The following is a 26,242-nucleotide window of genomic DNA, read 5'->3' as shown; positions in this document are numbered from 1 at the left end:
GGCTAAAGATTGCGCCGTTCCCCGCGCCCCTTGCAGTTCCCGTGCCCCTTGAGGCGCAGGGTTCATGCTTCGGTGGGCTGGCTCGTTACGGACACTCGGGCCAGCAGGTCCTCGTAAGCGGGCCGGTCGAACTCCCCGGCCACCGGCGCCAGTACCGTTGCCGCGGACAGCGCGACCGCCCGGGTCAAGCGCTCCGGCCACGGCAGTTTCTCCACCAGGCCCGACAGCAGGCCCGCGACAGCGGAGTCGCCGGCGCCCGTCGGATTCCCGCGGACCGGCCGGGGCGGGGCCGCACGCCAGTCGCCCTCGGGAGTGCGGGCGAGCAGCCCCTCCGCGCCGAGCGACGCCACCACCGCGTGCGCCCCGCGCCGACGCGCGTCACGCGTGGCCTGCGAAGGGTCGTGCGAGCCGGTCAGCTCGGTCAGTTCGTCCACGTTCGGCTTGACGATGTCGGGGCGGGCCGCGATCCCACGCCGCAACGGCTCCCCGCTCGTGTCGAGCAGCACCGGAACCGCCAACGCCCTGGCGGTGCGCACGAGTTGCGCGTACGCCCCGACCGGCACCCCGGGTGGCAGGCTGCCGCACAGGGCCACCGCCGAACAGGAGCGCAGCAGAACCTCGTACGCCTCCTGGAAGCCGGCCCACTCGGCGGAGGTGATCTCCGGGCCCGGCTCGTTGAGTTGAGTCGTGTCACCGGTCGTCGTGTCGGCCACCGCGATCGTGCGGCGGGTCGAACCGCTCACCGGGACCAGTGCGTCGACGACATCCGGCGTCTGCGCGAGCCGGCCCCGCAGGGCCCGCCCGGTGACGCCGCCCACGAAGCCCGTCACGGTCACCTCGTGGCCGAGGGCCGCGAGCACCCGGGCCACGTTCAGGCCCTTCCCACCGGGCCGTTCGGTCATCTCGTCGACCCGGTGGGACGTGTGGGGCCGCAACTCCCGTACGCGGTACGTGATGTCGAGAGCGGTGTTCAGCGTGACCGTGAGAATCACCCGGGCCTGCCTCTCTCGATGTGGACGCGCTCGCCCGGTGCGCGTACGTGCGCCACGGATGTGCCCGTCCGAAAGTCCGATCATGCCAAAGGCAACGGCCGTCGGCCCAGCCCCCGGCTCAGGCGGACTGGGGTTCGACCAGCCATTCGCCCCGGCGCATCACACCCCTGACCTCGAAACCGGAGTCCAGGACCACCAGGTCGGCGTCCTTGCCCGGCTCCAGCGAGCCCACCCGGTCGTACAGGCCCAACTGCCGGGCCGGATTGGCGGAGATGGCCGCGACGACGTCCTCGACGGGCAGCCGGTCCACGGTCACCGCGCGCTTGAAGGCCCGGTCCAGGGTGAGCGTGGAGCCCGCGATCGAGCCGCCCTCCACCAGACGCGCCACGCCGTCCGCGACCTCGACCTCCAGCGGGCCGAGCATGTAGCGGCCGTCGCCGAAGCCCGCCGCGTCCATCGCGTCCGTGATGAACGCCACCCGCCCGCCGCCCGCGTGATGGAAGGCCAGCTGGAGGGAGGCCGGATGCAGGTGGATGCCGTCGTTGATCAGTTCGACGGTGATCCGCTCGTCCTCCAGCAGGGCCGCGATCGGGCCCGGCGCGCGGTGGCCGAGCACGGGCATCGCGTTGAACAGGTGCGTCGCCACGGTCGCGCCCGCGTCGATGGCCTCCACCGTCTGCTCGTACGTGGCGTCCGTGTGCCCGATCGCCGCGATGACGCCGTGCTCGACGAGGAGGCGTACGGAGTCGATGCCGCCCGGCAGTTCGGTGGCGAGGGTGACCATGCGGGCCTGGCCGCGCGCCGCGTCGATCAGTTTGCGGACCTCCGCCGGGTCGGGGTCGCGCAGCAGTTTCTCGGAGTGCGCTCCCTTGCGGCACGGGGAGATGAACGGGCCCTCGAAGTGGATGCCCGCGACATCGCCCTGCTCGGCCAGTTCGGAGAGCAGTCCCGCGCGCTGGGCCAGACCGTCCATGTCGCCGGTGACCGTGGAGGCGACGAGGGTCGTCGTGCCGTGCGCGCGGTGGGTGCGGATGCCCTTGAGGATGTCCTCGACCGTGCCCGAGGTGAAGGAGCCTCCGCCGCCGCCGTGGTTGTGCATGTCCACGAAGCCGGGGACCACCCAGTGGTCGCGCAGGTCCATCGTGGGGGCGCCTTCGGGAGCGCTCCCGGCGATGTGCGTGCCCTCGACGATCAGGCGGCCGCCGGGCACCGTTCCGGTGGGGAGTACGACGTTCGCTCCGGTGAGGACCACGACCCGTGGGTCGGTGGGGGCTTGTCGCGCCCCCGCGGCGGAGCCGCATGATGTCTCGCCCCGCGCCCCTGACGGGGCGCTCTTGGTGGTCATCGGGCGGTTACCTCCGCGGCAGGGGTGGATGGGGTGGTCAGCAGGTCCCAGGCGAGGAGGCCCGCGCCGAGGCAGCCGGCCGTGTCCCCGAGTGCCGCGGGGACGATGGGCGGCAGTTTCTGGAAGGTGACGCGCCGCTCGACCGCGGCCCGCAGTGGTGTGAACAAGGTTTCCCCCGCCTCGGCGAGACCGCCACCGATGATCAGGACGCCCGGGTCCAGCAGAGTGAGCGCGGTGACGAGTCCGTCGGCGAGCGCGTCCACGGCGTCCTGCCAGACCGTCCGCGCCCGGGTGTCGCCCGACTCGACGGCCTTCGCGCAGTCCGCCGCGTCCGCGTCCCGGTCGCCGCAGGCTTCGGCCCACGCCTCGCTGACCGCGGCCGCCGACGCGTACCGCTCAAGGCAGCCGTGCTGTCCGCACGGACAGGGGGCGCCCCCGGGGCGGACGACGACATGGCCGATCTCGCCCGCGAAACCGTGCGCGCCCGCCTCCACGCGGCCGTCGATGCCGATCGCGCCGGCGATGCCTGTGCCCAGCGGTACGAACAGGAAGCGGTCCGTGCCCCGGCCGGCGCCGATCCGGCCCTCGGCGAGACCGCCGGTGCGTACGTCGTGGCCGAGGGCGACCGGTACCCCGTGCAGCCGTTCGCTGAGCAGGTTCCGCAGTGGTACGTCGCGCCAGCCGAGGTTGGCCGCGTAGGCGGCGATGCCGCGGTCGGCGTCCACGATGCCGGGGACGGCGACGCCCGCGGCCGTCGCCGGCTCGCCGAGGTGGTCCTCGCCGTGCGCGCGCAGGTCGGCGGCGAAGGCGAGGATCGACTCGACGACGGAGTCCGGGCCGCGCTCCCGGCCCGTCGAGCGGCGGGCCTGGTGCAGCAGCTCGCCGTCCGCCCCCACGAGGGCGGCCTTCATTCTTGTGCCGCCCACATCCAGGGCGATGACGTGTCTCACACCCACAGTGTCGCCCCTTACCCCGTGAGAGGTCTAGTCCACTTACGTGGTGTAGACCTTAGAGCGAAAATTGCGATTCGAAAGTTTGGGATCGCATGAGCGAATCGGTGGGATACGCGGGCACTTGGGTTGCGCGGACGCCCGGACGCGCTCATGGGACGAACAGGGTTGGGGACGGCAGTAGTGCAGCGGCGAGTGACAAATCTGATCGCGGTGGTGTCCGCACTGGGTGTGACCGCGGCCCTCGGAGGCTGCGGCAGCTCCGCCGAGTCCGGGGACGTCACGCTGAGACTCGTGGCGGCCGACTACGGCGACTCCAAGGCGAACAGCTCCCAGAAGTACTGGGACAAGCTGACCCAGGCCTATGAGGCGAAGCACCCCGGCGTCGACGTCGAGGTCAGCGTCTACTCCTGGAACGACGTGGACGCCAAGGTCAAGGCCATGGTCGACGCGGGCAACCCGCCCGACCTGGCCCAGATAGGCGCGTACGCCGACTACGCCGACGCGGGGGAGCTCTACCGCGCCGGCGACGTGCTCTCCATAGACACCCAGGCCGACTTCGTGTCGCAGCTGTCCGCGGCGGGGGAGATAAACCGCACGCAGTACGGCATGCCGTTCGCCTCCTCCACCCGGCTGCTCTTCTACAACAAGACGCTCTTCGCCGACGCCGGCCTCACCCCGCCGGAGAGCTGGAGCGACCTCGCCTCCGACGCTGCGGCCCTCAAGGCCCAGGGCGTGAAGTACCCGTACGCGCTGCCGCTGGGGCCGGAGGAGGCGCAGGCCGAGACCATGATGTGGCTGCTCAGCGGCGGCGACGGGTACACCGACACGGTCGGCTCCTACAGTCTCGACTCCCCGCAGAACGTCGACACCTTCACCTGGCTCAAGGAGAAGCTCGTCGACAAGGGCCTCACCGGGCCGGTCGCGCCCGCGAAGCTCAACCGGGCGGACGCCTTCGCGGCGTTCACACGCGGCGAGGTCGGCATGCTGAACGGCCACCCCACGCTGATGAAGGCCGCCGCCGCGAAGGGCGTGAAGTTCGGCATGGTGCCGATGCCCGGCGCCAAAGGGCGCTCCAAGGCCACCATGGGTGTCGCCGACTGGATGATGGCGTTCAAGAAGAACGGGCACGCGGAACAGATCGGGGACTTCCTCGACTACGTGTACAGCGACAAGAACGTCCTTGAGTTCTCCCACGAGTACGACCTGCTGCCCGTGACGACGTCCGCGTCCGAGGCGATGGCTCTCGACAAGGACGACACGGACCTCGTCGACTTCCTCGGCGAGCTGCCCAACGCCGAGCTGTATCCCGTGGGGCAGACGTCCTGGGCGGCGGTCAGCGCGGACATCAAGCGGCGGATCGGTGAGGCGGTCAGTCCGGAGGGGAAGCCGGGGGCTGTGCTGGGGCAGTTGCAGCGGGCTGCTTCCGCGGCCCAGAACGCGTCTTAGCTCCGCTGGTGGGTGTGGGTGCGGGTTGTTGTGGCTGGTTGCGCCGTTCCCCGCGCCCCTGAAGACGAACGACAAAAGATCGCGCCGTTCCCCGCGCCCCCTGGTGGGTGCGGGAGCGGCTAGCTTCTTGGGTATGGGTATGGGTACGGGTGTGGGTACGGGTGATGAGGGGTTGAGCTCGCTGGAGCGGGGTGTGCTCGCGTTGGAGGGGCGGGGGTGGGTGGCGCCGGGGGCCAAGGAGCGGGCCATCCGGGAGGAGCTGGGGATCGCCCCGGTTCGCTACTACCAGGTGCTGAACGCCCTCCTGGACGCGGAGCGGGCCCTCGCGCACGACCCGGTGACGGTCAACCGCCTGCGGCGCGTTCGCGAGGTACGCAGGCGCGAGCGGGAGGCATAAGACCCCACCTCGGCGGATAGGGTCGCAGCATGGCCAGTCACCCCGACTCATCGTCGCTGCCGAGCCCCGTGACCACGGCGGGCCGAGACGGTCTCGCCGCCATCCTCGCGCGGCCCCACAAGGCCGTCCTCGCCTTCGACTTCGACGGCACGCTCGCGCCGATCGTCCCCGACCCCGAACAGGCCCGCGCCCACCAGGACGCCGTACCGGCCCTGGCGGCGCTGGCCCCGAAAGTGGCGTCGGTGGCCGTCGTCACCGGCAGGCCGGCGTCGGTCGCCGTGCGGTACGGCGGTTTCGCCGGAGTCCCGGGCCTCGACCACCTCGTCGTGCTCGGCCACTACGGGGCGGAGCGCTGGGACGCGGTCACCGGTACGGTCCGGGCCCCGGCGCCGCACCCCGGTGTGGCCGCAGCCCGCGCCGAACTTCCCGGCTTCCTCGACGGCATCGGTGCCTGGCAGGGCAGCTGGATCGAGGAGAAGGGCAGGGCCGTCGCGGTCCACACCCGCCGTGCCCAGGACCCCCAGGCCGCCTTCGAGGCACTGCGCGAACCGTTGGCCGGGCTGGCCCAGAAGCACGGCCTGATCGTCGAACCGGGACGGCTGGTCCTGGAGCTGCGTCCGGCGGGCATGGACAAGGGCGTCGCCCTCGGCGAGTACGTGCGTGACGTCGGAGCCGAGTCGGTCATGTACTGCGGCGACGACCTCGGCGACCTGCCGGCCTTCGCCGCCGTCGAGAAACTCCGCTCCGACGGCATCCCGGGCCTCCTGGTCTGCAGCGGCAGCACAGAGGTGACCGAACTGGCCGACCGTTCGGACCTGGTGGTGGACGGACCGGAGGGGGTCACGCGACTGCTCACGGCCCTGGCCACCCACTTGGCGCCCCGCTAGGGCGCCCGCCAGGGGTGCGGGGAACCGCGCGACCGGCCCCCTCCGGTCCGCGGCTCCGAACCGACCCCGCGTCAGCGACCCGTCACGCGTCCAACGCGTGCAACTGGTCCAAGAACCACTGCGCCGGAGGCAGGGCGGTCGCCGCCACAGCCAACCGCTTCGTCCGCTCGGCCCGCTCCGCGAGGGGCACTGCCAACGCCTCGTACAGCGCCTCCGCCGTGCCGACGACGTCATACGGGTTCACGACGATCGCGTCCTCGCCCAACTCCTCGTACGCCCCCGCCTCCCGCGACAGCACCAGCACGCACCCGTCGTCGGACACGACCGGCACCTCCTTCGCGACGAGGTTCATACCGTCGCGAATGGGGTTCACGAGGGCCACGTCGGCCAGCCGGTACGCCGCGAGTGAGCGTGCGAAGTCGTCCTTCACGTGCAGCACCACCGGCGTCCAGCCGGCCGTCCCGTACGCGGAGTTGATCTCGTCGGCGACCCGCTGCACCTCGGCCGTGTAGTCGCGGTACACCGCAAGGTCCTGCCGCGACGGGTACGCGAACGCCACGTGCACCACCCGCTCGCGCCACTCGGGCCGGTCGTCAAGCAGCTGCCGGTACGCCAGCAGGCCGCGCACGATGTTCTTGGACAGCTCGGTCCGGTCCACCCGCACGATGGTCTTCCGGGCGCTGCCGTCGGGCGCGGTGCCGATCTGCTCGCGCAGCGCGGCCATCCGCTCGTCGACGTCCCCGCGGTGCGAGCGCTCGCGCAGGAAGTCCGCGTCGGCGCCCAGCCCGTGCACGCCGATCCGCGTGTCCGGGTCGAAGCCGTCCCCCAGCACGGCCCGGCAGCACTCCGTGAACGCGTCCGCCCACCGCCGGGTGAGGAACGCGGCCCGGTCGGCGCCGAGGATCCCGTCGAGGACCTTCGCCGCGATGTCGTCGGGGAGCAGCCGGAAGTAGTCCGGCGGGGCCCACGGGGTGTGCGAGAAGTGCCCGATCCGCAGGTCGGGACGGAGCTCGCGGAGCATCCGCGGCACGAGGGACAGGTGGTAGTCCTGTACGAGGACCGCGGCGCCGTCCGCCGCCTCCTCGGCCAGTGCCTCGGCGAAGGCGTGGTTGTACGTCTCGTAGGCCGCCCACTGGCGCCGGAACTCCGCGTCGAAGACGGGCTCCAGGGGGGTCTGGTAGAGCATGTGGTGGACGAACCACAGCGCGGAGTTCGCGATGCCGTTGTACGCGGCGGCGTGGGTGTCGGCGTCGATGTCGAGCATCCGGACGCCGTCCTCGCCGGTTCCGCGCCGTACGGCCTCGCGGTCGCCGTCGCCGAGGGCCGAGCAGACCCACAGGGCGCCGGCGTCGGGGCCGATGGCGGAGAGGCCCGATACGAGTCCGCCTCCGCCACGCCTGGCCGTGAGCTCGCCGGACTCGTCCTTCGTGTACGAGACGGGGCCGCGGTTGGACGCGACGAGGACGGAGTGTTTGCCGTGGGTGGAAGCCATGACTCGAAACCTAGCCGCAGGTCCATCCGCTCAAACGTTCCCACTGGCCGTGGCGGAAGCGCGCGGGTCGGCCGGAGGCCGGGTGGGGGCGTGCCGCGCCGTTTCCCGCGCCCCCAAAACCCGGAGACAGAAGATTGCGCCGTTCCCCGCGCCCTCAAAAAGGTCACGCCGCGCGGCGTGAGACGTACTCCCGGATTTCGGCCATCGGCGGACGTTCCTCCATGTCCACCGAATGCGTGCGCGGCTCGAACCCGCGTTCCCCCCGCACGAACTGCGTCAGCGACGGCCGGATCATGTGCCCGCGCGCAAGCCGAAGCTGAGCCGTGCGATAGATCGCCGCGGACATCCGGCCGAGCGCCTGCCCGTCCTGGTGCCGGTGCTTGCGGACGCCCACGTCGACCTGCGCGAGGGCGTCAAGACCGACCAGGTGCAGCGCGTCGACCAGCATGCCCAGCTCCACGCCGTAGCCCACGGGGAACGGGAGCCGTTCGAGGAGCGAGCGGCGGGCCGCGTACTCCCCGCCCAGCGGCTGGACGAAGCCGGCCAGCTGCGGCCAGTGCATGTTGAGCAGCGGCCGGGCCATGAGTTCCGTGACCCGACCCCCCTGACCTGCTGCGGAGCCCAGAGGGCGGTCGTACATCGCCTTGACGAGGTCGACCCCCGGATCCGTCAGCAGCGGACCGACGATCCCGGAGACGAAGTCCGCCGAGAACTCCTTCAGGTCCGCGTCGACGAAGGCCACGATGTCCCCGCGGGTGACGAGCAGCGAGCGCCACAGCACCTCGCCCTTGCCGGGTACGGCCGGGATACGGGGCAGGATCTCGTCCCGGTGCACGACACGGGCGCCCGCGGCGGCGGCGACCTCGGAGGTGCGGTCCGTCGAACCCGAGTCGATCACCACGATCTCGTCGACGAGCGGCACTCGCGCGGTCATCAGCTCACGGCGGATCACGGCGACGATCTCGCCGACCGTCTCCTCCTCGTTGAGCGCGGGCAGTACGACACTGACCGTGGAGCCCGTGGACCGCTTCGCGGCGATCAGCTTCTTGAGCGGGCGGTCCTCGACGGACCAGGAGCGCGTGCTCAGCCAGCGCTCGACGTCTTCCAGCACGTGCGGCTCTCCCTTGCGTTCATCGGGATGCGTGCGTCCCGCCGCGACGGAAACCGGTGTGACGGTCATCTCGCGGTTCGGACGGCTCTCTCCACCATCCATGCCGTCGGTTACAGTCTTGAACAACGCTGATGACCATCGCATGTCGGGGGTCGTTGCGCGTACAACTGAATACCGCTCATCCAGAGGGGCAGAGGGATACGGCCCGTTGAAGCCCCGGCAACCCTCCAGCCGGTCTCGTCCTGATCATCGCTGATCAGTGCCGCGAGGCTCCCGGCTCGGGAAGGTGCCAAATCCGTCTCATGGCGAAGTGCGTCGTGAGGAAGATGAGGAAAGGGCCTCGCCTCCATGGCTGCGCAGACAGTTGCAAGCACCACGAACTCCACCCCCACCCCCGCCTCCGCCGCGGGCTCCGCGAACGCCGTCGACCTCGGTCCGGCCGCCGCGCTCTCCTGCCGCGAGTGCGGACACCGCGTCCCGCTCGGTCCGGTCTTCGCCTGCGAGGAGTGTTTCGGCCCGCTGGAGATCGCGTACGACTTCTCGGGTTACGACACCGAGGAACTCCGCAAGCGGATCGAAGCGGGGCCCGCGAACATCTGGCGGTACGCGCCGCTGCTGCCCGTCCCCGCGGACGTGGCGGACAAGCCGAACATCAACCCCGGCTGGACCAAGCTCGTCAAGGCCGACAACCTGGCGCGCGAGCTGGGCGTCGACGCCGGCAAGCTCTTCGTCAAGGACGACTCCGGCAACCCGACGCACTCCTTCAAGGACCGTGTCGTCGCCCAGGCGCTGGAGGCCGCGCGCGCCTTCGGCTTCACCACGCTCTCCTGCTCCTCCACCGGCAACCTCGCGGGTGCGGTGGGCGCCGCCGCCGCGCGGGCCGGCCTCCGTTCCTGCGTGTTCATCCCGCACGACCTGGAGCAGGGCAAGGTCGTCATGGCCGCGGTCTACGGCGGCGAGCTCGTCGGTATCGAGGGCAACTACGACGACGTGAACCGCTTCTGCTCCGAACTGATCGGCGACCCGGCCGGCGAGGGCTGGGGCTTCGTCAACGTCAATCTGCGGCCGTACTACGCGGAGGGCTCCAAGACCCTGGCGTACGAGATCTGTGAGCAGCTCGGCTGGCGGCTGCCGGACCAGCTGGTCGTGCCGATCGCCTCCGGCTCGCAGCTGACGAAGATCGACAAGGGCCTGAAGGAGCTGATCCAGCTCGGCCTCGTCGAGGACAAGCCGTACAAGATCTTCGGCGCCCAGGCCGAGGGCTGTTCACCGGTGTCCGTCGCCTACAAGGCCGGGCACGACGTCGTACGCCCGCAGAAGCCGAACACGATCGCCAAGTCGCTCGCCATCGGGAACCCGGCCGACGGGCCGTACGTGCTCGACATCGCCCGCCGGACGGGCGGGGCCGTGGAGGACGTGAACGACGACCAGGTCGTCGACGCGATCAAGTTGCTGGCGCGGACCGAGGGAATCTTCGCGGAGACCGCCGGCGGGGTGACGGTGGGGGTGGCGAAGAAGCTGATCGAGAGCGGGCTGCTCGATCCCACCCTGACGACTGTCGTCCTCAACACGGGGGACGGGCTGAAGACGCTGGACGCCGTCGCCTCCGACACGGGGCTGACCGCCACCATCCGTCCGAACCTCGACTCCTTCCATGAGGCTGGGCTCGGGTCCTGATCGTCGTCCGAACGCTGCGGGCCCGCGGGGGCCGGCAGCGCCCCGCGGCGGAGCCGCAGATGTCACTTGCCCCGCGCCCCTGAAGAAGGGGCGCTGTACTACAGCCCTACCTGATGGAGGCCCCGTGAGCGTCAACGTCCGTATCCCCACCATCCTGCGTACCTACACGGGTGGTCAGGCCGAAGTGGCCGCCGAAGGGGCGACCCTCGCCGAGGTCATCGCCGATCTGGAGAAGAACCACACCGGTATCGCGGCCCGTGTCCTGGACGACCAGGGCAAGCTGCGGCGGTTCGTCAACGTGTACGTGAACGACGACGACGTCCGCTTCGAGCAGGGTCTTGAGACGGTCACGCCGGACGGCGTCGGGGTCTCGATCATCCCGGCGGTCGCCGGAGGCTGAGCGCCCCGCTCGGTGCCCCGTTCGGCGGCGCCGATCATTACCCTTGGTAATGCCGAACACGCAGAGTTCATCGAATTGCCCCTTCCGCGCCCGAAGCGGAGGGGGCAATTCTGTATGATTGAGCGCGGTACAGTTGGGGAAGCTGCTTCGCTTCGCAAGGTCGGCGCATATGAGTTGGCGCCCGGGGCCCGACAAGAAGCAGCCAAAGTAACGGGTCCTTTTCAGCCGTTTATGGCATTTACCGGGCCCGACTTGCCCTGAATCTTCGTAAATCCTTCACATATTTCCGATCATCCGTGCCCGGAATTCTCGTCGGATTGACCTGTTGCAGACGGCAGTTGGACGGATACATTCGGCCGCGGTCGACGCGTTCCGGCGCACACCCCCAACCGTTGGGGGGTGAGGTCTGACCCGGATCCGCGAAGTGCGGGTCTGTGCAAGGGCCAGTAATAGGGGAGTTAGGCATGGCTCAGGGCACCGTCAAATGGTTCAACGCGGAGAAGGGGTACGGCTTCATCGCGGTCGACGGTGGTGCGGATGTATTCGTCCACTACAGCGCGATTCAGATGGACGGCTACCGCACCCTGGAAGAGGGTCAGCGGGTCGATTTCGAGATCTCGCAAGGCCAGAAGGGGCCGCAGGCGGACATGGTCCGGCTGGCGACCGGCTGAAGCACGCGCCGACTTACTGCAGCGACGTTCTTCTTCCGAAGGGCTCGTACCTCCCGGGTACGGGCCCTTCGGCATCCGGGGGCCGTCCGCGGTCGGCACAGGCGCCCGCATGGTCATCGGGCGCCCCCGGCTCGCACCCCCTCCCACCTGCGGATCATCGAGAGGCGCTTGCACTCGCATGGGTCGAGTGCTAATCATTGGCGTTAGCACTCTGAAGGTGAGAGTGACAACGAGGACCGGGTCAGTGAGGCCCGCCGGCCGGGTGGGGCAAGGAACCACCGAGGTCGGCAGGCCGTCCGTCGCGGGCGCAGGCGCGGTCCTGGAGATTCCACCCCAGTCCGGGAGGACCACTTCACATGGCCAAGATCATCGCGTTCGACGAGGAGGCACGGCGCGGTCTCGAGCGCGGGATGAACCAGCTCGCCGACGCCGTCAAGGTCACCCTTGGTCCCAAGGGTCGTAACGTCGTCCTAGAGAAGAAGTGGGGCGCCCCCACGATCACCAACGATGGTGTTTCCATCGCCAAGGAGATCGAGCTCGAGGACCCGTACGAGAAGATCGGCGCTGAGCTGGTCAAGGAAGTCGCCAAGAAGACGGACGACGTCGCCGGCGACGGTACGACCACGGCGACCGTGCTCGCCCAGGCGCTGGTCCGCGAGGGTCTGCGCAACGTAGCCGCCGGCGCCAACCCGATGGCTCTCAAGCGCGGTATCGAGAAGGCCGTCGAGGCCGTCTCCGGTGCCCTTCTTGAGCAGGCCAAGGATGTCGAGACCAAGGAGCAGATCGCTTCCACGGCCTCCATCTCCGCCGCCGACACCCAGATCGGCGAGCTCATCGCCGAGGCGATGGACAAGGTCGGCAAGGAAGGCGTCATCACCGTCGAGGAGTCCCAGACCTTCGGTCTGGAGCTTGAGCTCACCGAGGGTATGCGCTTCGACAAGGGCTACATCTCGGCGTACTTCGCCACCGACATGGAGCGTATGGAGGCCGTCCTCGACGACCCCTACATCCTGATCGCCAACTCGAAGATCGCCAACGTCAAGGACCTGCTCCCGCTCCTTGAGAAGGTCATGCAGGGCGGTAAGCCGCTGCTGATCATCGCCGAGGACGTCGAGGGCGAGGCTCTGTCGACGCTGGTCGTCAACAAGATCCGTGGCACCTTCAAGTCCGTCGCCGTCAAGGCTCCGGGCTTCGGTGACCGCCGCAAGGCCATGCTCGGCGACATCGCCATCCTCACGGGCGGCGAGGTCATCTCCGAGGAGGTCGGCCTGAAGCTGGAGAACGCGGGTCTGGACCTGCTGGGCCGTGCCCGCAAGGTCGTCATCACCAAGGACGAGACCACGATCGTGGACGGCTCCGGCTCTGCCGACCAGGTCCAGGGCCGGGTCAACCAGATCCGTGCCGAGATCGAGAACTCGGACTCGGACTACGACCGCGAGAAGCTCCAGGAGCGCCTGGCGAAGCTGGCCGGCGGCGTGGCCGTCATCAAGGCCGGTGCCGCCACCGAGGTCGAGCTCAAGGAGCGCAAGCACCGCATCGAGGACGCCGTTCGCAACGCGAAGGCGGCCGTCGAGGAGGGCATCGTCGCCGGTGGTGGCGTGGCTCTGCTCCAGGCTTCCTCGGTGTTCGAGAAGCTTGAGCTCACGGGTGACGAGGCGACCGGCGCGAACGCCGTGAAGCTCGCCCTGGAGGCCCCGCTCAAGCAGATCGCCGTCAACGGTGGTCTTGAGGGTGGCGTCATCGTCGAGAAGGTCCGCAACCTGCCCGTCGGTCACGGCCTCAACGCCGCGACCGGTGAGTACGTGGACATGATCGCCGAAGGCATCATCGACCCGGCGAAGGTCACGCGCTCCGCTCTGCAGAACGCCGCCTCCATCGCCGCGCTGTTCCTCACCACCGAGGCTGTCATCGCCGACAAGCCGGAGAAGGCTTCGGCCGGCGCCGGCGCCGGTGGCGGCATGCCGGGCGGTGACATGGACTTCTGATCCGGAAACGGATCGGAGGTTCACCGCCGCAGCACCGCTGAGGCACCGCTGCATCGCAGCTGTACGAACCGAGGGCGGCACCCCACTCCAGGGGTGCCGCCCTCGGGCGGTTCCGCCGCCGGTCGACGCGGGTCACGTCGACGCGGGTCACGGCGAGTGGAACCCACCAGGTACACCACGTCCGATGCGGACCGCTGGGCCGCGGCTGTCAGATGAAGCGCGTCGGTGAACCGGGTCAGTGAGAGCTCGCGCAGCGCAAGGCCCAGCGTCAGGCTGCGCAGGTCCTCCCAGTGCCCGCTTCTGTCGGGGGCAGGCCACCACCCCCGACGCGGTTGAGGCCACGGAGCCTCATACCCCCCGGCCGGCATTCTGGCGGCGGCTTGCCGGTCAGGCCGCGCTCGGCGCTGCCGGAGCTGTCGGCTCGGGACTCGTCAGCCGGCTGTCGTGGTGGTTCAGGGGCCACTGACCGGCGGGCGGCTCGGTTGTCGGCTCCGCCGCCGGCATGTCCGGGGTCACAGAGGTGTGCGGGGGTGTGGAGGAATGCCGTGGGCGCCGGGATGGTTGACCGGGGAGTTGTCCATGCGTGTGCACATACCTGTTGGGATGTGCAATCCCCTTCCCCCACGAGGAGCCCCCACGTGACTGTCGCCCCCTCCGCCTCCCGCGCCGCCGAGGTTCTTTCCCGGCCTGTCGCCCTCAACGGCCTGACCGTTCCGAACCGGATCGCGATGGCGCCGATGACCCGGCAGTTCTCGCCGGGCGGAGTTCCGGGGGAGGACGTGGCGTCGTACTACGCCCGCCGTGCCGCCGCCGGTGTCGGTCTGATCGTCACCGAGGGCACGTACGTGGACCACGAGTCGGCCGGGAACAGCGATCGGGTGCCGCGGTTCCACGGGGAGGAGCAGCTCGCCGGGTGGGCGAAGGTCGCCGCGGACGTGCACGCGGCGGGCGGGACGATCATGCCGCAGCTCTGGCACATCGGCATGGTGCGCTCCGCCGGGGATCAGCCGTTCACGGACGCGCCCGCGGTCGGCCCCTCCGGCCTGCGTCTCGACGGCACCGCCGGCCAGGGCAAGGAGATGACCCGGGCCGACCTCGACGACGTCATCCAGGCCTTCGCCGACGCCGCTGCCGCAGCCGAGCGCATCGGCTTCGACGGGGTCGAACTGCACGGCGCGCACGGCTACCTGCTCGACCAGTTCCTGTGGGCGGGCACCAACCGCCGCACGGACGGGTACGGCGGTGACCTCGTCGCCCGTACGAAGTTCGCCGCGGAGATCGTGGCCGCGGTGCGGGCGGTCGTCTCGCCTGCCTTCCCCGTCCTCTTCCGCTACTCGCAGTGGAAGCAGAACGTCTACAAGGCGCGCCTGACGGAGACCCCGGCGGAGCTTGAGTCCTTGCTGGAGCCCCTTGCCGCGGCCGGAGTGGACGCCTTCCACGCGTCGACGCGCCGCTACTGGCTGCCGGAGTTCGACGGCTCCGACCTGAACCTGGCCGGCTGGACGAAGAAGCTCACCGGCCGGCCCGTCATCACCGTCGGCTCGGTGGGCCTCGACGGGGACTTCCTCAAGGGCTTCCGTGGCGAGGGCGCGCCGGTCAAGGGCATCGACGATCTGCTCGACCGGCTGGAGAGCGAGGAGTTCGACATGATCGCGGTCGGCCGCGCGCTGCTCCAGGACCCGGAGTGGGCCGTGAAGGTGCTGGGCGGGCGGTTCGGTGAACTGGAGGCGTTCAACGCGGAGGCGCTGCGCTCGCTCAGCTGATTTCGGGTGCGGGTGCGGGTGTGGGTTCGGGTTCGGTGGGGGTTGGGCCGCAGGATTGCGCAGTTCCCCGCGTGCCTAGGTGGCCAGGGGCGCGGGGAACTGTTGGGTGGGGGTCCCGGGGTGGGACGGTCAGGGCTTCAGGGGCAGGTGGCGTTGTGTCCACTTCTCGAAGGAGGTCAGTTCGATGCCGAGGTCCCTGGCGTACTGGGGGCGGCCGGGCTGGCCGACGACGTTCAACCGCTCGTGCGAGGCGCCCATCGGCGGCATGCCCGCGGCCAGCGCCTCCTCCTCCGTCATGTCCGGCGCGGGCAGATGCACGCCGAGCGCCCCGGAGAGGATCTCGGCGATCCGCGCCATCGACAGGTAGTCGCTGGCCAGTTCCAGCTCGACGCGGTCGAACCGTTCCGGTGCGGCGACGGCGGCGGCCGCCGCCGTGCCGATGTCGTCCACCGCGGCGAGGGACAGGCGGGTGGTGGGCTTGAGCACGCTCACGATGCCGCCCTCTACACCGCGCGGGAACAGGAACCGCATCGAGGGGAGGAAGTTCTCCATGAAGAAACCCGGCTTGAGCAGCGTCCAGCGGGGGAAGCCGGCCTCGCGGAGCCGGTCCTGGATCGCCCGCTTCGCCTCCAGCGTGGCCGCCGTCGACGCCCACCGGCCCTCGGCCCAGCCGGGGTCCTCGGTGTGCTGACCGGCACCGCTGACGGAGGTGTGCACGAACTGCGGCACGCCGGCCGCCCTGGCGCCCTCGATGAGGTTGACGCCCTGCCTCACCTCCCCGTCGAAGTCGAAGCCGTCCTCCGTGACGCCGGCCATCTGCACGGAGAAGACCGCGCGGACGCCTTCCGAAGCGCGTGCCACGGAATCGCGGTCGTGGAGGTCGCCGGTGACCAGCTCGGCGCCGAGCGCCTCGACGGCCTTGGCGCGGGTCGCGGCCGGGTCACGTACCAGCGCCCGTACGGGCACGCCCGCCGCGAGCAGGGCGCGTGCGGTGGCTCCGCCCTGCCTGCCGGTGGCGCCCGTGACCAGGACGGGTGCGGAGTCTGAGTCGGTGTTCTTGGGCATGCGAGTGCTCCTCCGAGGTGCTGACGCAGCAAAACGGCGGGGCCCGCCGTTTCCTCTTCGCCTAAGATATGGCGGGGCCCGCCATTTGACAAAGCACGAGGTGAGATCCGATGCCTGATCGTCAGCGCGCCGATGCCAGGCGCAACTACGCGCGCATCCTCGCGGTGGCCGAGGAAGAGGTCGCCGCGCACGGGGCGGATGCGTCCCTGGAGCAGATCGCGCGCACCGCGGGGGTCGGGTCGGCCACGGTTCGCCGGCACTTCCCGACGCGTCGCGCGCTGCTGGAAGCGGTGTCGCGGACGCGGATCGAGGCGCTCCGCGTGCGCGCCGAGGAGCTGACGGATCAGGGCCGCGGCAGGGATGCCCTGCTGGAGTGGATGGGCGATGTCGTCGCCTACTGCGTCTCCGCGCGGGGGTTGGCCGCCGCGCTGACGTACGACGGGTCTCCGGCCGACCCGGTGCACGAGAACTCGTGCTCGCGGTCGTTGGAGGAGGCGGGGGGTCCGCTGCTCCAGCGTGCCGTGCGGGACGGCGCGGTGGCGGCGGACGTCACCGTCGGCGATCTGATCACGCTCGCTGTCGGCGTCGTGCTGGCCACGGAACACCACCGGGACACGGCGGCGGAGGCGGACCGGTTGTTCCGGCTGGCGGTGGTGGGGCTGAGTCCGCCGGGCGGGAGCGGGAGCGGGAGCGGCGGCGGGAGCGGCGGCGGTGGCGAGGGCGGTGGCGGTGGTGCGGGCCGGGCAAGTTCGCGCCAAAATTGCTGACAATTTTGTGGGCGATTTGCTCGATATGGCGGCGGACCAGGCAGTACGCGGGTGTTCGGGCCGGTGGCCGATTCTCTGTGCTGTCGCCGAAGGGGCAGGGGAAGTCCTCAGGAACGGCTGGTGCACTGGGTGCTTCGAGCCGTGCTTGAAGACAGGAGACGGACGTGAAGCGCAGAGCAGTGGTCGTGGGGCTTACCGCGACGACCGTGGGGACGGCGGCCGGGTTCGGTTCCGGGGCGCGGGCCGCCACGCAGGATTGGCGGGCCGGGGCCGGGGCCGGGGCGAGGGCTTCGGCGGATCTGGTCTTCGATCCGGACGCCTGTACCGAGTCGACCCTCACCATCAAGGACACCGCCGGCGTCGCCCACGAGGTCGTGTACCGCTTCTACAAGGTCGCCTCCTATGTGGCCGAGCCGGTCGACGCGACCTACCAGTCCCTCAACGTCAGCGTGCCGGTGAAGATCGACGGCACGGCCGTCGATGCCACGGGCGCGCCCATCCTCCTCGCCAACGGCATCGGCGGGTACATGCCGTCGTCCGTGGCGAACAACACCGGGATCGTCGCCTCCGGGATGGGCGGCGGAACCAGCCGCCAGGCGCTCGCTCTCGCCGCCGGGTACGTGGTCGTGGAGCCCGGCGCCCGCGGTCGTACGCTCGTCGACGCCTCGGGGGTCTACTACGGCACGGCACCGGCCGTCATCGTGGATCTGAAGGCGGCCGTGCGGTACCTGAGATTCAACAAGGGCCGCGTCCCGGGCGACGTACGGCGGATCGTCTCGTCCGGGGTCAGCGCGGGCGGGGCGCTGTCCGCGCTGCTCGGCGCGTCCGGTGACAGCCCGCTCTACGACCCGTATCTGAAGGAGATCGGTGCGGCCGACACGAGCGACGCGATCTTCGCGGCCGGAGCCTGGTGTCCGATCATCGACCTCGAACACGCCGACATGGCGTACGAGTGGTGCTGGGGCGCCAACCCGCTGAACGGCGGCGCGCAGGTCGATCCGGCGGTCTCCGGTGAGCTGAAGGCCGCGTACGCCGAGCACCTGGCCGCGCTCGGGCTGCGGGCGAAGGGCTTCGGTGCCCTCACCGCGCGCAACCTGGACGCGTACCTGCTGAGGACGCATCTGGAGCCGTCGGCCACGCGGTACCTGGCGGCGCTGCCGGGCGCGGACCGGGCCGCCTATCTCGCCGCGAACCCGTTCATCACCTGGTCCGGCGGCGGCTCAGGCGGGCGGGCCACCTTCTCCTGGGACGGCTTCCGCACGCACGTGGGTGCCCGGAAGAAGAACGCGCCGTCGTTCGACGGCTTCACCCTGGCCACCCCCGAGAACAACCTGTTCGGCACGGGGACCACGAAGGCCAGGCACTTCACGCTCTACAGCCTGCGGCACGAGAGCGGCGACAGCGCGCGCCTGGACGCCGACATCCCCGCGAAGCTCGACCTGATGAACCCGATGCACCACCTCGTCGAGAACCCCAACCGCAACCGGGCGAAGCACTGGTGGATACGCCTCGGCACCAAGGACACCGACACCTCGCTCTCGGTCGCGGGCAACCTCTCGGCCCGTCTCACGAGTCTGGGTGACGACGTCGACACCGCGTACTACTGGGACGCGGGGCACGGGGCCGACCAGGATCCGGGCGACTTCGTCGAGTGGATCGGGGAAATCTCGGGCTACCGGCTCTAGATGTTTCCCATCGGTTCGATGTCGACCTTCACCGGGGTGCCCCAGATGCGCAGCACCTCGTAGTCCGTGAACTCGTGGATCAGACGGTAGGCCATGCTCGGGCGAGGGCTGCGGCGCTGTGCGGCGAGATACAGCTCGGCCTCCTGCTTGTCGCGGCGCGGCGTGCCGCAGAGCTGCCAGGCCTGGCCGGTCCACATCTCGGGGAGCCAGCGCTGCTGGGGCTGGGGCCGGTCGCCCCGGACGCCGTAACGGGACTTGGTGCGTTCCGAACTGTCGTCCGGGGCCGTCGGGCGGCCCTGCGGGAAGGAGTCCTGGAACGAGTTGTTCACCTTCGAGCGGCGGGCGAGGCGGCGGCGGGTCTCGCAGAGCAGGCACAGGTCGGGGGCGTCCTCGTCCACCGGGCCCGTGGGGTGTTCCGCGCAGCGGGTGGTGGGGGCCGCGGTGGTGACGGTCTCGTCCAGGAGGCTCAGGGCACGCTTCAGGTCCGCCTTCACCTCGTGGAGCTTGGCGTCCGGCATCTCGGTGGACAGGGCGTCTCCGTGCTCGCCCAGCACGCGGAGGGCTCTGCCCAGGGCGGTCAGTTGCGCGTGGTTCACGGTCTCGGGGTCCCTTCCTTCGGCTTCACCAGCCTCGCACGAGGTACTGACAGTGTGGGGGTTCGGCGGCCGTGGGGCGGTGGGGGCCGGTCGCGCCGTTCCCCGCGCTCCTGAGGAGGGGCGGTCAGGGCTGGTGTGTTGTTGCCAGGGCTTCGCGCAGGTGGCCGTCTGTCTTCTTGAGGAGGTGGGCGGCTGTGGGGGCGTCCACAGTGCCCAGGATCGTGAGGATCGCGTTCTTGACCTCGCCGTCCGTGGCGGCCAGGGCCGCCTCGATCTCCTCGTCGGAGGCACCCGTGGCGAGCGCGACGATACGGCGTGAACGCGCTCGCAGCTTCTCGTTCGAGGCACGTACGTCGACCATCAGGTTTCCGTACGTCTTGCCCAGGCGGATCATCGTGATCGTCGAGAGCATGTTGAGGACGAGCTTCTGCGCCGTGCCCGCCTTCAGACGGGTGGAGCCCGTGAGCAGTTCGGGGCCCACGACGACCTCGATGCCGTGGTCGGCCGCCGCCGCCAGCGCGCTGTCCGCGTTGCAGGACAGTCCGACCGTCAGGGCGCCGAGCGCGCGGGCGTGCCCGACCGCTCCGATCGCGTACGGGGTGCGGCCCGAGGCGGAGACACCGACGACCGTGTCGTCCCGCGTGAGGTTCAGCGCGGACAGGTCCTCGACGGCCAGTTCCGCGGAGTCCTCCGCCCCCTCGACCGACGTCGTCATCGCGACCGGGCCGCCCGCGATCAGCCCGACGACCTCGGTCGGGTCCGTGTTGAACGTCGGCGGGCACTCCGACGCGTCCAGCACCCCGAGCCGTCCGGCGGTGCCGGCGCCGGCGTAGACGAGCCGGCCGCCGCGCGCCATCCGCTCCGCGATGGCGTCGATCGCGGCCGCGATGTTCGGCAGCTGCGCGGCGACGGCGGTCGGCACGGTGGCGTCCTCACCGTTCATGATCTTCGCGATGTCGAGCGTCGGCAGTCGGTCGATGTCGGAGTGCTCGGGGCGGAACGCCTCCGTGGTCAGGCCCTCCAACTCGGCCCGCACAGTGCGGTGATCGGAGGACGAGGGGGCGTCGGCGGCGTCGGCGCTTGAGGTCATGTACGGCGGCTCTTTCTGGTGCGGGCGGGGCGGATCGTTTCGCTCTTCGGGGGCGAGGGGAACGGCGCAATCTTTTGTCTTTGGCCGGTAGGGGCGCGGGGAACGGTTCGACCGGCCCTCACCGGCTCGCGGACGACCCCCGGCCCGCTAACGAGGCGCACTCCGATGCCGATGCGCCAACGCCTCGTACGACGCGGACAGCGCCGGCGCCGCCGTCTCGTACGTCCGCTGGGCGACCCCGATGAACAGGCAGTCCACCACCAGCAGTTGGCTGGTCCGGGACGACATCGCCGCCGGCCGCAGCTCGCTCTCCCGGGCCGTGGACGTGGTCAGGATGTGATCCGCGTACTGCGTGACGGGACCGTCCGGCCGTCCCGTGATCGCGATCGTCGTGGCCCCGTGCTCGAATGCGACCCGCAGCGGCTCGATGACGTCGCCGGTCGCCCCGGAGTGCGTGATCGCGATCGCCACGTCCTTGACCCGCAACTGCACGGCGTTGGTCACGGCGAGATGCGGGTCGTTGTGCGCCTGGGCTATGAGGCCGATGCGCAGCAGCTTCTGGGTGAGGTCCTGGGCGACCAGGCCGGACGCCCCGACGCCGTACACGTCGATACGGCGGGCCGCCGCGAGCGCTCCGACCGCCGCGCCCAGCTGCACCGTGTCCAGTGCGGCCGCGGTGTCGGCGAGCGTCTGCTGCTCGTCGTACGCGAGCTTGGCGACCACGTCCGCGATCGGGTCGTCGACCGCGATGTCGGCCGTCACGGCGGGGGCGCGGCCCGACTGCTGCTGGGCGGCGAGGCCGGCGAGGGCGAGGCGCAGATCGCGGTAGCCGGGGTAGCCGAGGAGGCGGGCTGTGCGGACCACTGTCGCCTCGCTGGTGCCGGTCAGTTCTGCGAGGCCGGTGACCGTGAGGGCCGCGCAGCCTGCGGGGTCGTGGGCCACGGCCTCTGCCACTCGCTGCATGGAGCGGGTCATCGAGGGGGCGAGGGTGCGGACCTTTGCGGCGAGGGCTGCGGGGGGTGGCGGGGGTTCGCCCGCGAAAATTTCCTTCACTTCTTGGGTCACGTATGAAAGGTATTTTCGGGCGGGGGGAGGGTCAAGGGGTGGGGTGGTGGGTGCGGGGCGGTGGGGTTCGGGTTGCGCAGTTCCCCGCGCCCCTACCAGCCGAAGACGAGAGATGGGATGAGAGCCGGAGTCCGAGACGGAAGTGGGGGCCCGTCCGGGCTGGCGCACAATGGAGGTATGGAATCCTCCGTCGCTCCTCTCGAACAGGCTCTTCATGCGGCTCGGGCCCTGGTGATCGCTGATCTTGTGGCGGCGGAGGTCGCGGAGGCCGATGTCGTGTCGATGGTCGAGGAGTCCGTCGTGCGGCGGCGGTGGTGGGTGGAGCAGTGGCCCGAGGGTGTCGAGTACGTGGCCGGGCTGGTCGCCCAGGACGTACAGGACGCGTTGCTGGAGACGTACGGGCGGTGGCCGCTGTGCCCCGTCTGCGGTGACGGCGATCCGCATGCCCTGGAGGTGGAGCCGGAGCTGGGGCCCGACCCGCACTGGGTGTGTCACAAGGCCGGGGTGAGCGTCGCCCCGGTGGGGGCGCTCGGACCGGCCCTGGGGAGTGGAGCGAGTTCTTCGTGACCGTGTACATCGACCCGCCCGACTGGCCGGGGCACGGCCGCATGTGGTCCCACCTGGTGAGTGATGTGTCGTTCGAGGAGCTTCACGAGTTCGCGCGCGGGCTGGGCGCCCCCGCCCGCGCCTTCGAGCGCGATCACTACGACATCCCCTCGTACCGGTACGAGGACGCCGTACGGGCCGGCGCGGTGCGGGTGCGCAGCCGCGAGGTCGTACGCATCCTGTACGCGTCCGGGCTGCGCAGGCCGAAGGGGCGGCCCGGCTCAGCCGCGTAGCTCGTACGCGTACTGCTCCCCGTCGTCGCCCACCGTGCCCACCCGGGTGAAGCCCACGCGTGCGATCACGCCCTGGGAAGGGGAGTTGGTGCGGTCCACCGTCGCGAGCAGGTACGTGACGTCCTCGCGGGCCAGGGCTCGGGCGGACATGGCGCGCAGGGCCTCGGTGGCGTAACCGTTGCCGCGGGCCGCCCCGGTCAGGTCGTAGCCGACCTCGGCGCGGCCCTCCTCGTCCGGGGCGCCGTGGAAGCCCATGCCGCCGACCGCGCGGCCGTCCTCGCGCCGTACGAGGACGAACATGCCCCACTCGGGGCGGTGCACCCCGGCCTCGTACGCCTTCACGACCATGCCCGCGGCGTCCCGCGTGCCCTGGAAGGGGCCGCCCTCGATCCACTCGAAGCCGCCCGTGCCGCCCGCGCTCAGGTCGGCGGCGGCCGCGGGGGTGACGCCCTGGAGGGTGAGGCGTTCGGCGGGTATGACGAGGTTGTTGCTCCACCGCCAACTGGTGAGGGGCGCGCGGCCGGGCAGTTCGCCGCGGCCCGTGGCCCACAGGAGGGTCCGCCAGTGGTCGGGGCCGGGTTCGGGGCGCACGTGCGGGAAGATCCGCGTCAGCACGTCGGCGCAGAGCGCGGCCGGCGGCTCGTACGCGATGCCCAGACCCTCCGCCACGTCGTGCGTGTGCAGCAGCACCTCGGCGACACCCATCGCGGCGAAGCCCTCACGGTTCGCGCTGCGGAAGGGGTACGAGTGGTAGGCCCGCACCTCTCGCGGGGTGGTGCGCACGGTGGCCACGAGGAGGGCGCCGATCGCCTCGACGACCTGGAGGACGTCCTCGGGGCTCTCGCACTCGTCGAAGGTGATGTCGAAGGGTACGTAGCGGTCGGCGGGGCGGCCCGCCAGCTGGCCCGCGTACAACATGAGGGCCGACGCGATGTGCTCCGCCGTCCTGCGGCAGCTCCATTCGAGACGGCCCGCCCTGACGTCCCAGTCCCGGTCCCGGTCGGTCGCGCTCCGCAGGGCCGCCACCGCGCCCGAGACGGCCTCTTCCAACTGGTCCCCGCCCATGGCTCGCATGCCGGTGAGGATAGGTGATCAGTTCGCGGAGGGGTTCATGTTCTTCTCCGCCCCGGTGTCGATCCTCGGTGCGGCTCGGGTGACCACCCGCGATGACGCCCCGCGCCGGTACAGACGCAGCGAGATCGCGGTCAGTACGCCCGCCGCGACGGTCAGGGCCGCTCCCGCCCAGGCCGGGGAGGCGAAGCCGAGGCCCGCGTCGATGGCGGCGCCGCCGATCCAGGGGCCACCGGTGTTGCCGAGGTTGAAGGCGGCCGTGGTGGTCGCGGCGGCCAGGGTGGGGGCGGAGGTCGCGACGTCGAACAGCCGGGCGTTGAGGGCCGGGGCGGTGTAGAAGGCCGAGACGCCGAGGAGGAAGGCGAGGGCGGCTGCCGCGACGGCGTACTGCGCGAGCAGGGCGAGCGCCACGAGCAGGACCGTCGAGGCCGCGATGCCGGAGAGCAGTACTCCGAAGAGGTGCGCGTCCGCGATCCGGCCGCCGATCGTCGTCCCGATGAGCGCGCCGATCCCGAACAGCGCGAGCACGGCCGGTACCCAGCCATGGTCGAGCCCGGCCACGTCCGTGAGCAGCGGGGCCAGGTAGCTGAACGCGCAGAAGACCCCGCCCGCGGAGAACGCGATCAGCGAGATGGTGAGCCAGACCTGTCGGTCGCGGTAGATCCGCAGTTCGTTCCTGAGCCGGGGCTTCTCGGCGGGGAGCGGGATACGGGGGATGAGGGTGGCCACCCCGACGAGCGCGACCGCGCTGGCCGCGCCGACCGCCCAGAACGCCGAGCGCCAGCCGAGGCTCTCACCGAGGAAGGCGCCCGCCGGGACGCCGAGGACGTTCGCGATCGACAGGCCGCCGATCATCACGGCGAGCGCGCGGGCGCGGGCGTTCACCGGGACCATGGCGACGGCGACGGCCGCGCCGACGGCCCAGAAGCCTGCGCAGGCGAGCGCGCTCACGACCCGGGACGCGAAGAGCACGGTGTAGTCCGGGGCGAGGGCGCCCGCGATCTGGCCGAGGCCGAAGACGCTGATGAGCGCGATGAGGGTGGTGCGGCGGGGCAGCCGGAGCGTGGCCACGGCCAGCAGGGGCGCTCCGACGACCATGCCGACCGCGAAGGCGGATATCAGCAGGCCCGCGCGCGGAATGGACACGTGCATGTCGTCCGCGACCGCCGGCAGGAGACCGGAGAGCATGAACTCGCTGGTGCCCAGTGCGAAGACGGAGAGCCCGAGGATGTAGACGGCCAGGGGCATGGGCGCGGGCCTGGGTTCGGGTGTGGGGGAGGGCACGGGCGTGGGGGCGGGCATGGGTGAGCCGGGGCTCGTGGGGACGGGCATGTCACGTGCCAACCTCGACGGTGGACAGCCCATTCCAGCGGGTGGGGTTCAGGCCGTCAACAGGGTCAGCTCGCTCGTCAGGTTGTGCCGGGCCGGACCCTCCCATTCCCTTGTTCCGTAAGGGGTGTGGAAGAGGCGCGGCAGATCGAGGAGCTGGCGGAGGACGGCCGCGCGGCCCGTACGGAAGGCGTCCGGGGGCACGAAGGCGTACTCCTCGCGGACCGCCGCCGTGTAGGCGGCGTACACGTCGGACGGTGCGGCGAGGATCGCCAGGTCGGCGTCGCACAGGACCTGGCCGTTCCGGTCGTCGCCGGCCGGCGCGTGCGTGACCGTCAGCCGGACGAGGCGGGCGACCTCGGCCGTGGCGGCGGCGGAGAGGCCGGCCTCGGGGAGCGCGCGCTCGGCGAGCCGGGCCGAACGCTCCTCGTTCTCGGAGCGGTCGGGAAGGTAGACCGCGTCATGGAACCACGCGGCCAGCCGGACCGGATCCGGGTCGTCCGCGGCCTCTGCCAGCACGTCGACATGGTCCAGCACCGCCGTGAGGTGATCGAGGGTGTGGTAGCGCCGCTGGGGTTCCGACCAGCGGGCGAGCAGGTTGTCGGCGTAGGGGGTGGGGTCGGGGACCGAGGGGACGGGAGCCTCCGTCCCACGGCTGCTGCTGCTGTAGCTGTGGCTTCGGCTTCGGCTTCGGTGGAGGGTGTCGGACCAGCGGGTGCGCAGGGCGTCGGGATCGGCCATGCGTTCCATTGTCCGCCTGCGGTCCCCCTCGTTCAGAGGCGGTGCACAGCCTCGTGCTCCTGGTACTCCTCGCGCTCCTTGTACTTCTGGTGCTCCTGGTGCTCCTCGTACCTTCCGTACTCCTCGGCCGCCCGCTCGATGAGAGTGAGGGACGCGAGAGGGGGCAAGGCCGCGGTCCCGAGCAGTTCGTGGGTGAGCGTGCAGCGGGTGATCACGGCCGGGTCGGCCGACAGGCGGCCGGTGCCGTCGGCTTGCACGTAGGCGACGGGCGGGGCGTCGTCGAAGGTCATCAGCTTGAAGAGGCCGTCGAGGCCGGTGTGCGCGTTCTCCGAGAGGGGCAGCACCTGGGCGATGATCCGGTGGCGGCGGACCAGCGCGGCGATGTGACGGAGCTGCTCGGCCATGGCGTGCGGGCCGCCCACCGGACGCCGGACGACGACCTCGTCCAGGATCACCCGGTAGCGGGGCCCTGCCGGGTTGCCGAGGATGTGTGCGCGAACCTGCCGGGAAGCCATCCGTCCGTCGACGTCCTCGTCCGTCCCGACCGGTTCGTACGCCTGGATCACCGCCCTGCTGTAGGCGGCGGTCCGGAGCAGGCCGGGGACCAGGTCCGGTGCCCAGTCCTTGACCGACTGCGCCAGGCTCTCGAATGCGACGACGTCCGCCAACGCCGGTTGCGCGTACTTCGGCTGGGGCGGGTCGAGTCGCTTGGGCTCGGGCATCACACAACTCCCTCTCGCGCGGCTGGCGTTGTCGGACGTCGCCAGGTCGAGGGTAATTGCGGACAGTGACAGCGTGTGCGCGAATGGTGATATCCGCTGATCTCTGTCATGGGACGCGTAGGCTGGGCATTGGACTAGACCTGTAACCCGCCA

25 protein-coding genes and 1 riboswitch are annotated in these 26,242 nt (G+C 70.8%); of the genes, 12 read left to right on the top strand and 13 right to left on the bottom strand.

What is annotated here, in order from left to right:
* Positions 1-62 precede the first annotated feature (62 nt).
* From ACIOKD_RS15750 to ACIOKD_RS15740, 3 genes are all read right to left on the bottom strand, one after another.
* Complete coding sequence (locus tag ACIOKD_RS15750; protein WP_402083494.1) at positions 63-992, bottom strand: 1-phosphofructokinase family hexose kinase; 930 nt, start codon at positions 990-992, stop codon at positions 63-65.
* Positions 993-1,110: 118 nt separating this feature from the next.
* Positions 1,111-2,337 (bottom strand): N-acetylglucosamine-6-phosphate deacetylase, encoded by a 1,227-nt coding sequence (gene nagA, locus ACIOKD_RS15745; RefSeq protein ID WP_402083491.1) that lies wholly within the window; start codon positions 2,335-2,337, stop codon positions 1,111-1,113.
* Positions 2,334-3,287 (bottom strand): ROK family protein, encoded by a 954-nt coding sequence (locus tag ACIOKD_RS15740; RefSeq protein ID WP_402083489.1) that lies wholly within the window; start codon positions 3,285-3,287, stop codon positions 2,334-2,336. The genes nagA and ACIOKD_RS15740 overlap by 4 nt, the downstream gene beginning before the upstream one ends.
* Positions 3,288-3,440: 153 nt before the next feature.
* On the opposite strand from ACIOKD_RS15740, the gene ACIOKD_RS15735 reads away from it, so the two are divergent.
* From ACIOKD_RS15735 to otsB, 3 genes are all read left to right on the top strand, one after another.
* Positions 3,441-4,736 (top strand): ABC transporter substrate-binding protein, encoded by a 1,296-nt coding sequence (locus ACIOKD_RS15735; RefSeq protein ID WP_402083486.1) that lies wholly within the window; start codon positions 3,441-3,443, stop codon positions 4,734-4,736.
* 133 nt (positions 4,737-4,869) lie between these two features.
* Entirely contained in the window at positions 4,870-5,133 is a 264-nt protein-coding gene (locus tag ACIOKD_RS15730) for a DUF3263 domain-containing protein (RefSeq protein WP_402083484.1), read from the top strand.
* Between the two features lie 29 nt (positions 5,134-5,162).
* Positions 5,163-6,020, top strand: a complete 858-nt coding sequence (gene otsB / locus ACIOKD_RS15725; RefSeq protein WP_402083481.1) for a trehalose-phosphatase — start codon at positions 5,163-5,165, stop codon at positions 6,018-6,020.
* Positions 6,021-6,102: 82 nt separating this feature from the next.
* Here otsB and ACIOKD_RS15720 read toward each other — a convergent pair whose 3' ends face one another.
* Both ACIOKD_RS15720 and ACIOKD_RS15715 read right to left on the bottom strand, forming a co-directional pair.
* Positions 6,103-7,512 (bottom strand): trehalose-6-phosphate synthase, encoded by a 1,410-nt coding sequence (locus ACIOKD_RS15720; RefSeq protein WP_402083478.1) that lies wholly within the window; start codon positions 7,510-7,512, stop codon positions 6,103-6,105.
* 163 nt (positions 7,513-7,675) lie between these two features.
* Positions 7,676-8,623 carry a glucosyl-3-phosphoglycerate synthase gene (locus tag ACIOKD_RS15715; RefSeq protein WP_402083476.1) on the bottom strand — a complete coding sequence of 316 codons (948 nt, stop codon included), beginning with the start codon at positions 8,621-8,623 and terminating at the stop codon, positions 7,676-7,678.
* Between the two features lie 175 nt (positions 8,624-8,798).
* Positions 8,799-8,956, top strand: a riboswitch (SAM riboswitch).
* Positions 8,957-8,971: 15 nt separating this feature from the next.
* Here ACIOKD_RS15715 and thrC point away from each other — a divergent pair.
* The 5 genes from thrC to ACIOKD_RS15690 all read left to right on the top strand — a co-directional run bounded on the left by thrC (position 8,972) and on the right by ACIOKD_RS15690 (position 15,119).
* Positions 8,972-10,300 (top strand): threonine synthase, encoded by a 1,329-nt coding sequence (gene thrC, locus ACIOKD_RS15710; RefSeq protein ID WP_402083474.1) that lies wholly within the window; start codon positions 8,972-8,974, stop codon positions 10,298-10,300.
* A gap of 124 nt (positions 10,301-10,424) precedes the next feature.
* Positions 10,425-10,700: a MoaD/ThiS family protein gene (locus ACIOKD_RS15705; RefSeq protein WP_402083471.1), complete on the top strand. Its 276-nt coding sequence runs from the start codon at positions 10,425-10,427 to the stop codon at positions 10,698-10,700.
* A 464-nt stretch (positions 10,701-11,164) separates the two neighbouring features.
* Positions 11,165-11,371 carry a cold-shock protein gene (locus ACIOKD_RS15700; protein WP_007493268.1) on the top strand — a complete coding sequence of 69 codons (207 nt, stop codon included), beginning with the start codon at positions 11,165-11,167 and terminating at the stop codon, positions 11,369-11,371.
* Positions 11,372-11,727: 356 nt separating this feature from the next.
* Positions 11,728-13,356: a chaperonin GroEL gene (groL, locus tag ACIOKD_RS15695; RefSeq protein ID WP_107015329.1), complete on the top strand. Its 1,629-nt coding sequence runs from the start codon at positions 11,728-11,730 to the stop codon at positions 13,354-13,356.
* 638 nt (positions 13,357-13,994) lie between these two features.
* Positions 13,995-15,119, top strand: coding sequence for an NADH:flavin oxidoreductase (locus ACIOKD_RS15690; RefSeq protein ID WP_402083468.1), 1,125 nt, complete (start codon positions 13,995-13,997; stop codon positions 15,117-15,119).
* A 129-nt stretch (positions 15,120-15,248) separates the two neighbouring features.
* Here the strand turns inward: ACIOKD_RS15690 and ACIOKD_RS15685 are convergent, their stop codons facing one another.
* The gene (locus ACIOKD_RS15685) at positions 15,249-16,184 is read right to left on the bottom strand and encodes an NmrA family NAD(P)-binding protein (protein ID WP_402083465.1); all 936 of its coding nucleotides are present in this window, start codon (positions 16,182-16,184) and stop codon (positions 15,249-15,251) included.
* 110 nt (positions 16,185-16,294) lie between these two features.
* Here ACIOKD_RS15685 and ACIOKD_RS15680 point away from each other — a divergent pair, with 110 nt between their 5' ends.
* The gene (locus tag ACIOKD_RS15680) at positions 16,295-16,951 is read left to right on the top strand and encodes a TetR/AcrR family transcriptional regulator (protein ID WP_402083463.1); all 657 of its coding nucleotides are present in this window, start codon (positions 16,295-16,297) and stop codon (positions 16,949-16,951) included.
* 164 nt (positions 16,952-17,115) lie between these two features.
* The gene (locus tag ACIOKD_RS15675) at positions 17,116-18,636 is read left to right on the top strand and encodes a subtype B tannase (RefSeq protein ID WP_402083461.1); all 1,521 of its coding nucleotides are present in this window, start codon (positions 17,116-17,118) and stop codon (positions 18,634-18,636) included.
* On the opposite strand, the gene ACIOKD_RS15670 is transcribed toward ACIOKD_RS15675, so the two are convergent.
* The 3 genes from ACIOKD_RS15670 to ACIOKD_RS15660 all read right to left on the bottom strand — a co-directional run bounded on the left by ACIOKD_RS15670 (position 18,633) and on the right by ACIOKD_RS15660 (position 21,387).
* Positions 18,633-19,232, bottom strand: a complete 600-nt coding sequence (locus ACIOKD_RS15670) for a hypothetical protein (RefSeq protein ID WP_402083459.1) — start codon at positions 19,230-19,232, stop codon at positions 18,633-18,635. The genes ACIOKD_RS15675 and ACIOKD_RS15670 overlap by 4 nt on opposite strands.
* Positions 19,233-19,356: 124 nt before the next feature.
* The gene (gene murQ, locus ACIOKD_RS15665; RefSeq protein WP_402083456.1) at positions 19,357-20,322 is read right to left on the bottom strand and encodes an N-acetylmuramic acid 6-phosphate etherase; all 966 of its coding nucleotides are present in this window, start codon (positions 20,320-20,322) and stop codon (positions 19,357-19,359) included.
* A 147-nt stretch (positions 20,323-20,469) separates the two neighbouring features.
* Positions 20,470-21,387 carry a MurR/RpiR family transcriptional regulator gene (locus tag ACIOKD_RS15660; RefSeq protein ID WP_402083454.1) on the bottom strand — a complete coding sequence of 306 codons (918 nt, stop codon included), beginning with the start codon at positions 21,385-21,387 and terminating at the stop codon, positions 20,470-20,472.
* A 177-nt stretch (positions 21,388-21,564) separates the two neighbouring features.
* On the opposite strand from ACIOKD_RS15660, the gene ACIOKD_RS15655 reads away from it, so the two are divergent.
* Both ACIOKD_RS15655 and ACIOKD_RS15650 read left to right on the top strand, forming a co-directional pair.
* Positions 21,565-21,954, top strand: coding sequence for a hypothetical protein (locus ACIOKD_RS15655; protein WP_402083451.1), 390 nt, complete (start codon positions 21,565-21,567; stop codon positions 21,952-21,954).
* Positions 21,951-22,226: a DUF4031 domain-containing protein gene (locus ACIOKD_RS15650; RefSeq protein WP_402083448.1), complete on the top strand. Its 276-nt coding sequence runs from the start codon at positions 21,951-21,953 to the stop codon at positions 22,224-22,226. The genes ACIOKD_RS15655 and ACIOKD_RS15650 overlap by 4 nt, the downstream gene beginning before the upstream one ends.
* On the opposite strand, the gene ACIOKD_RS15645 is transcribed toward ACIOKD_RS15650, so the two are convergent.
* The 4 genes from ACIOKD_RS15645 to ACIOKD_RS15630 all read right to left on the bottom strand — a co-directional run bounded on the left by ACIOKD_RS15645 (position 22,215) and on the right by ACIOKD_RS15630 (position 26,089).
* Positions 22,215-23,300 carry a GNAT family N-acetyltransferase gene (locus ACIOKD_RS15645; RefSeq protein WP_402083446.1) on the bottom strand — a complete coding sequence of 362 codons (1,086 nt, stop codon included), beginning with the start codon at positions 23,298-23,300 and terminating at the stop codon, positions 22,215-22,217. The genes ACIOKD_RS15650 and ACIOKD_RS15645 overlap by 12 nt on opposite strands.
* Positions 23,301-23,318: 18 nt before the next feature.
* Positions 23,319-24,545 (bottom strand): Cmx/CmrA family chloramphenicol efflux MFS transporter, encoded by a 1,227-nt coding sequence (locus tag ACIOKD_RS15640; RefSeq protein WP_402083570.1) that lies wholly within the window; start codon positions 24,543-24,545, stop codon positions 23,319-23,321.
* Between the two features lie 132 nt (positions 24,546-24,677).
* A complete protein-coding gene (locus ACIOKD_RS15635) occupies positions 24,678-25,367 on the bottom strand; it encodes a hypothetical protein (protein WP_402083443.1) in 690 nt (229 codons plus the stop codon).
* Positions 25,368-25,399: 32 nt separating this feature from the next.
* Complete coding sequence (locus ACIOKD_RS15630; RefSeq protein ID WP_402083440.1) at positions 25,400-26,089, bottom strand: DUF5753 domain-containing protein; 690 nt, start codon at positions 26,087-26,089, stop codon at positions 25,400-25,402.
* Between the last annotated feature and the right edge of the window lie 153 nt (positions 26,090-26,242).

This window comes from Streptomyces sp. NPDC087844, from assembly GCF_044742785.1.
GTDB lineage: Bacteria > Actinomycetota > Actinomycetes > Streptomycetales > Streptomycetaceae > Streptomyces.
Note: the sequence above shows the minus strand (reverse complement) of the source record. Positions and strands in the feature narration are given on the sequence as shown.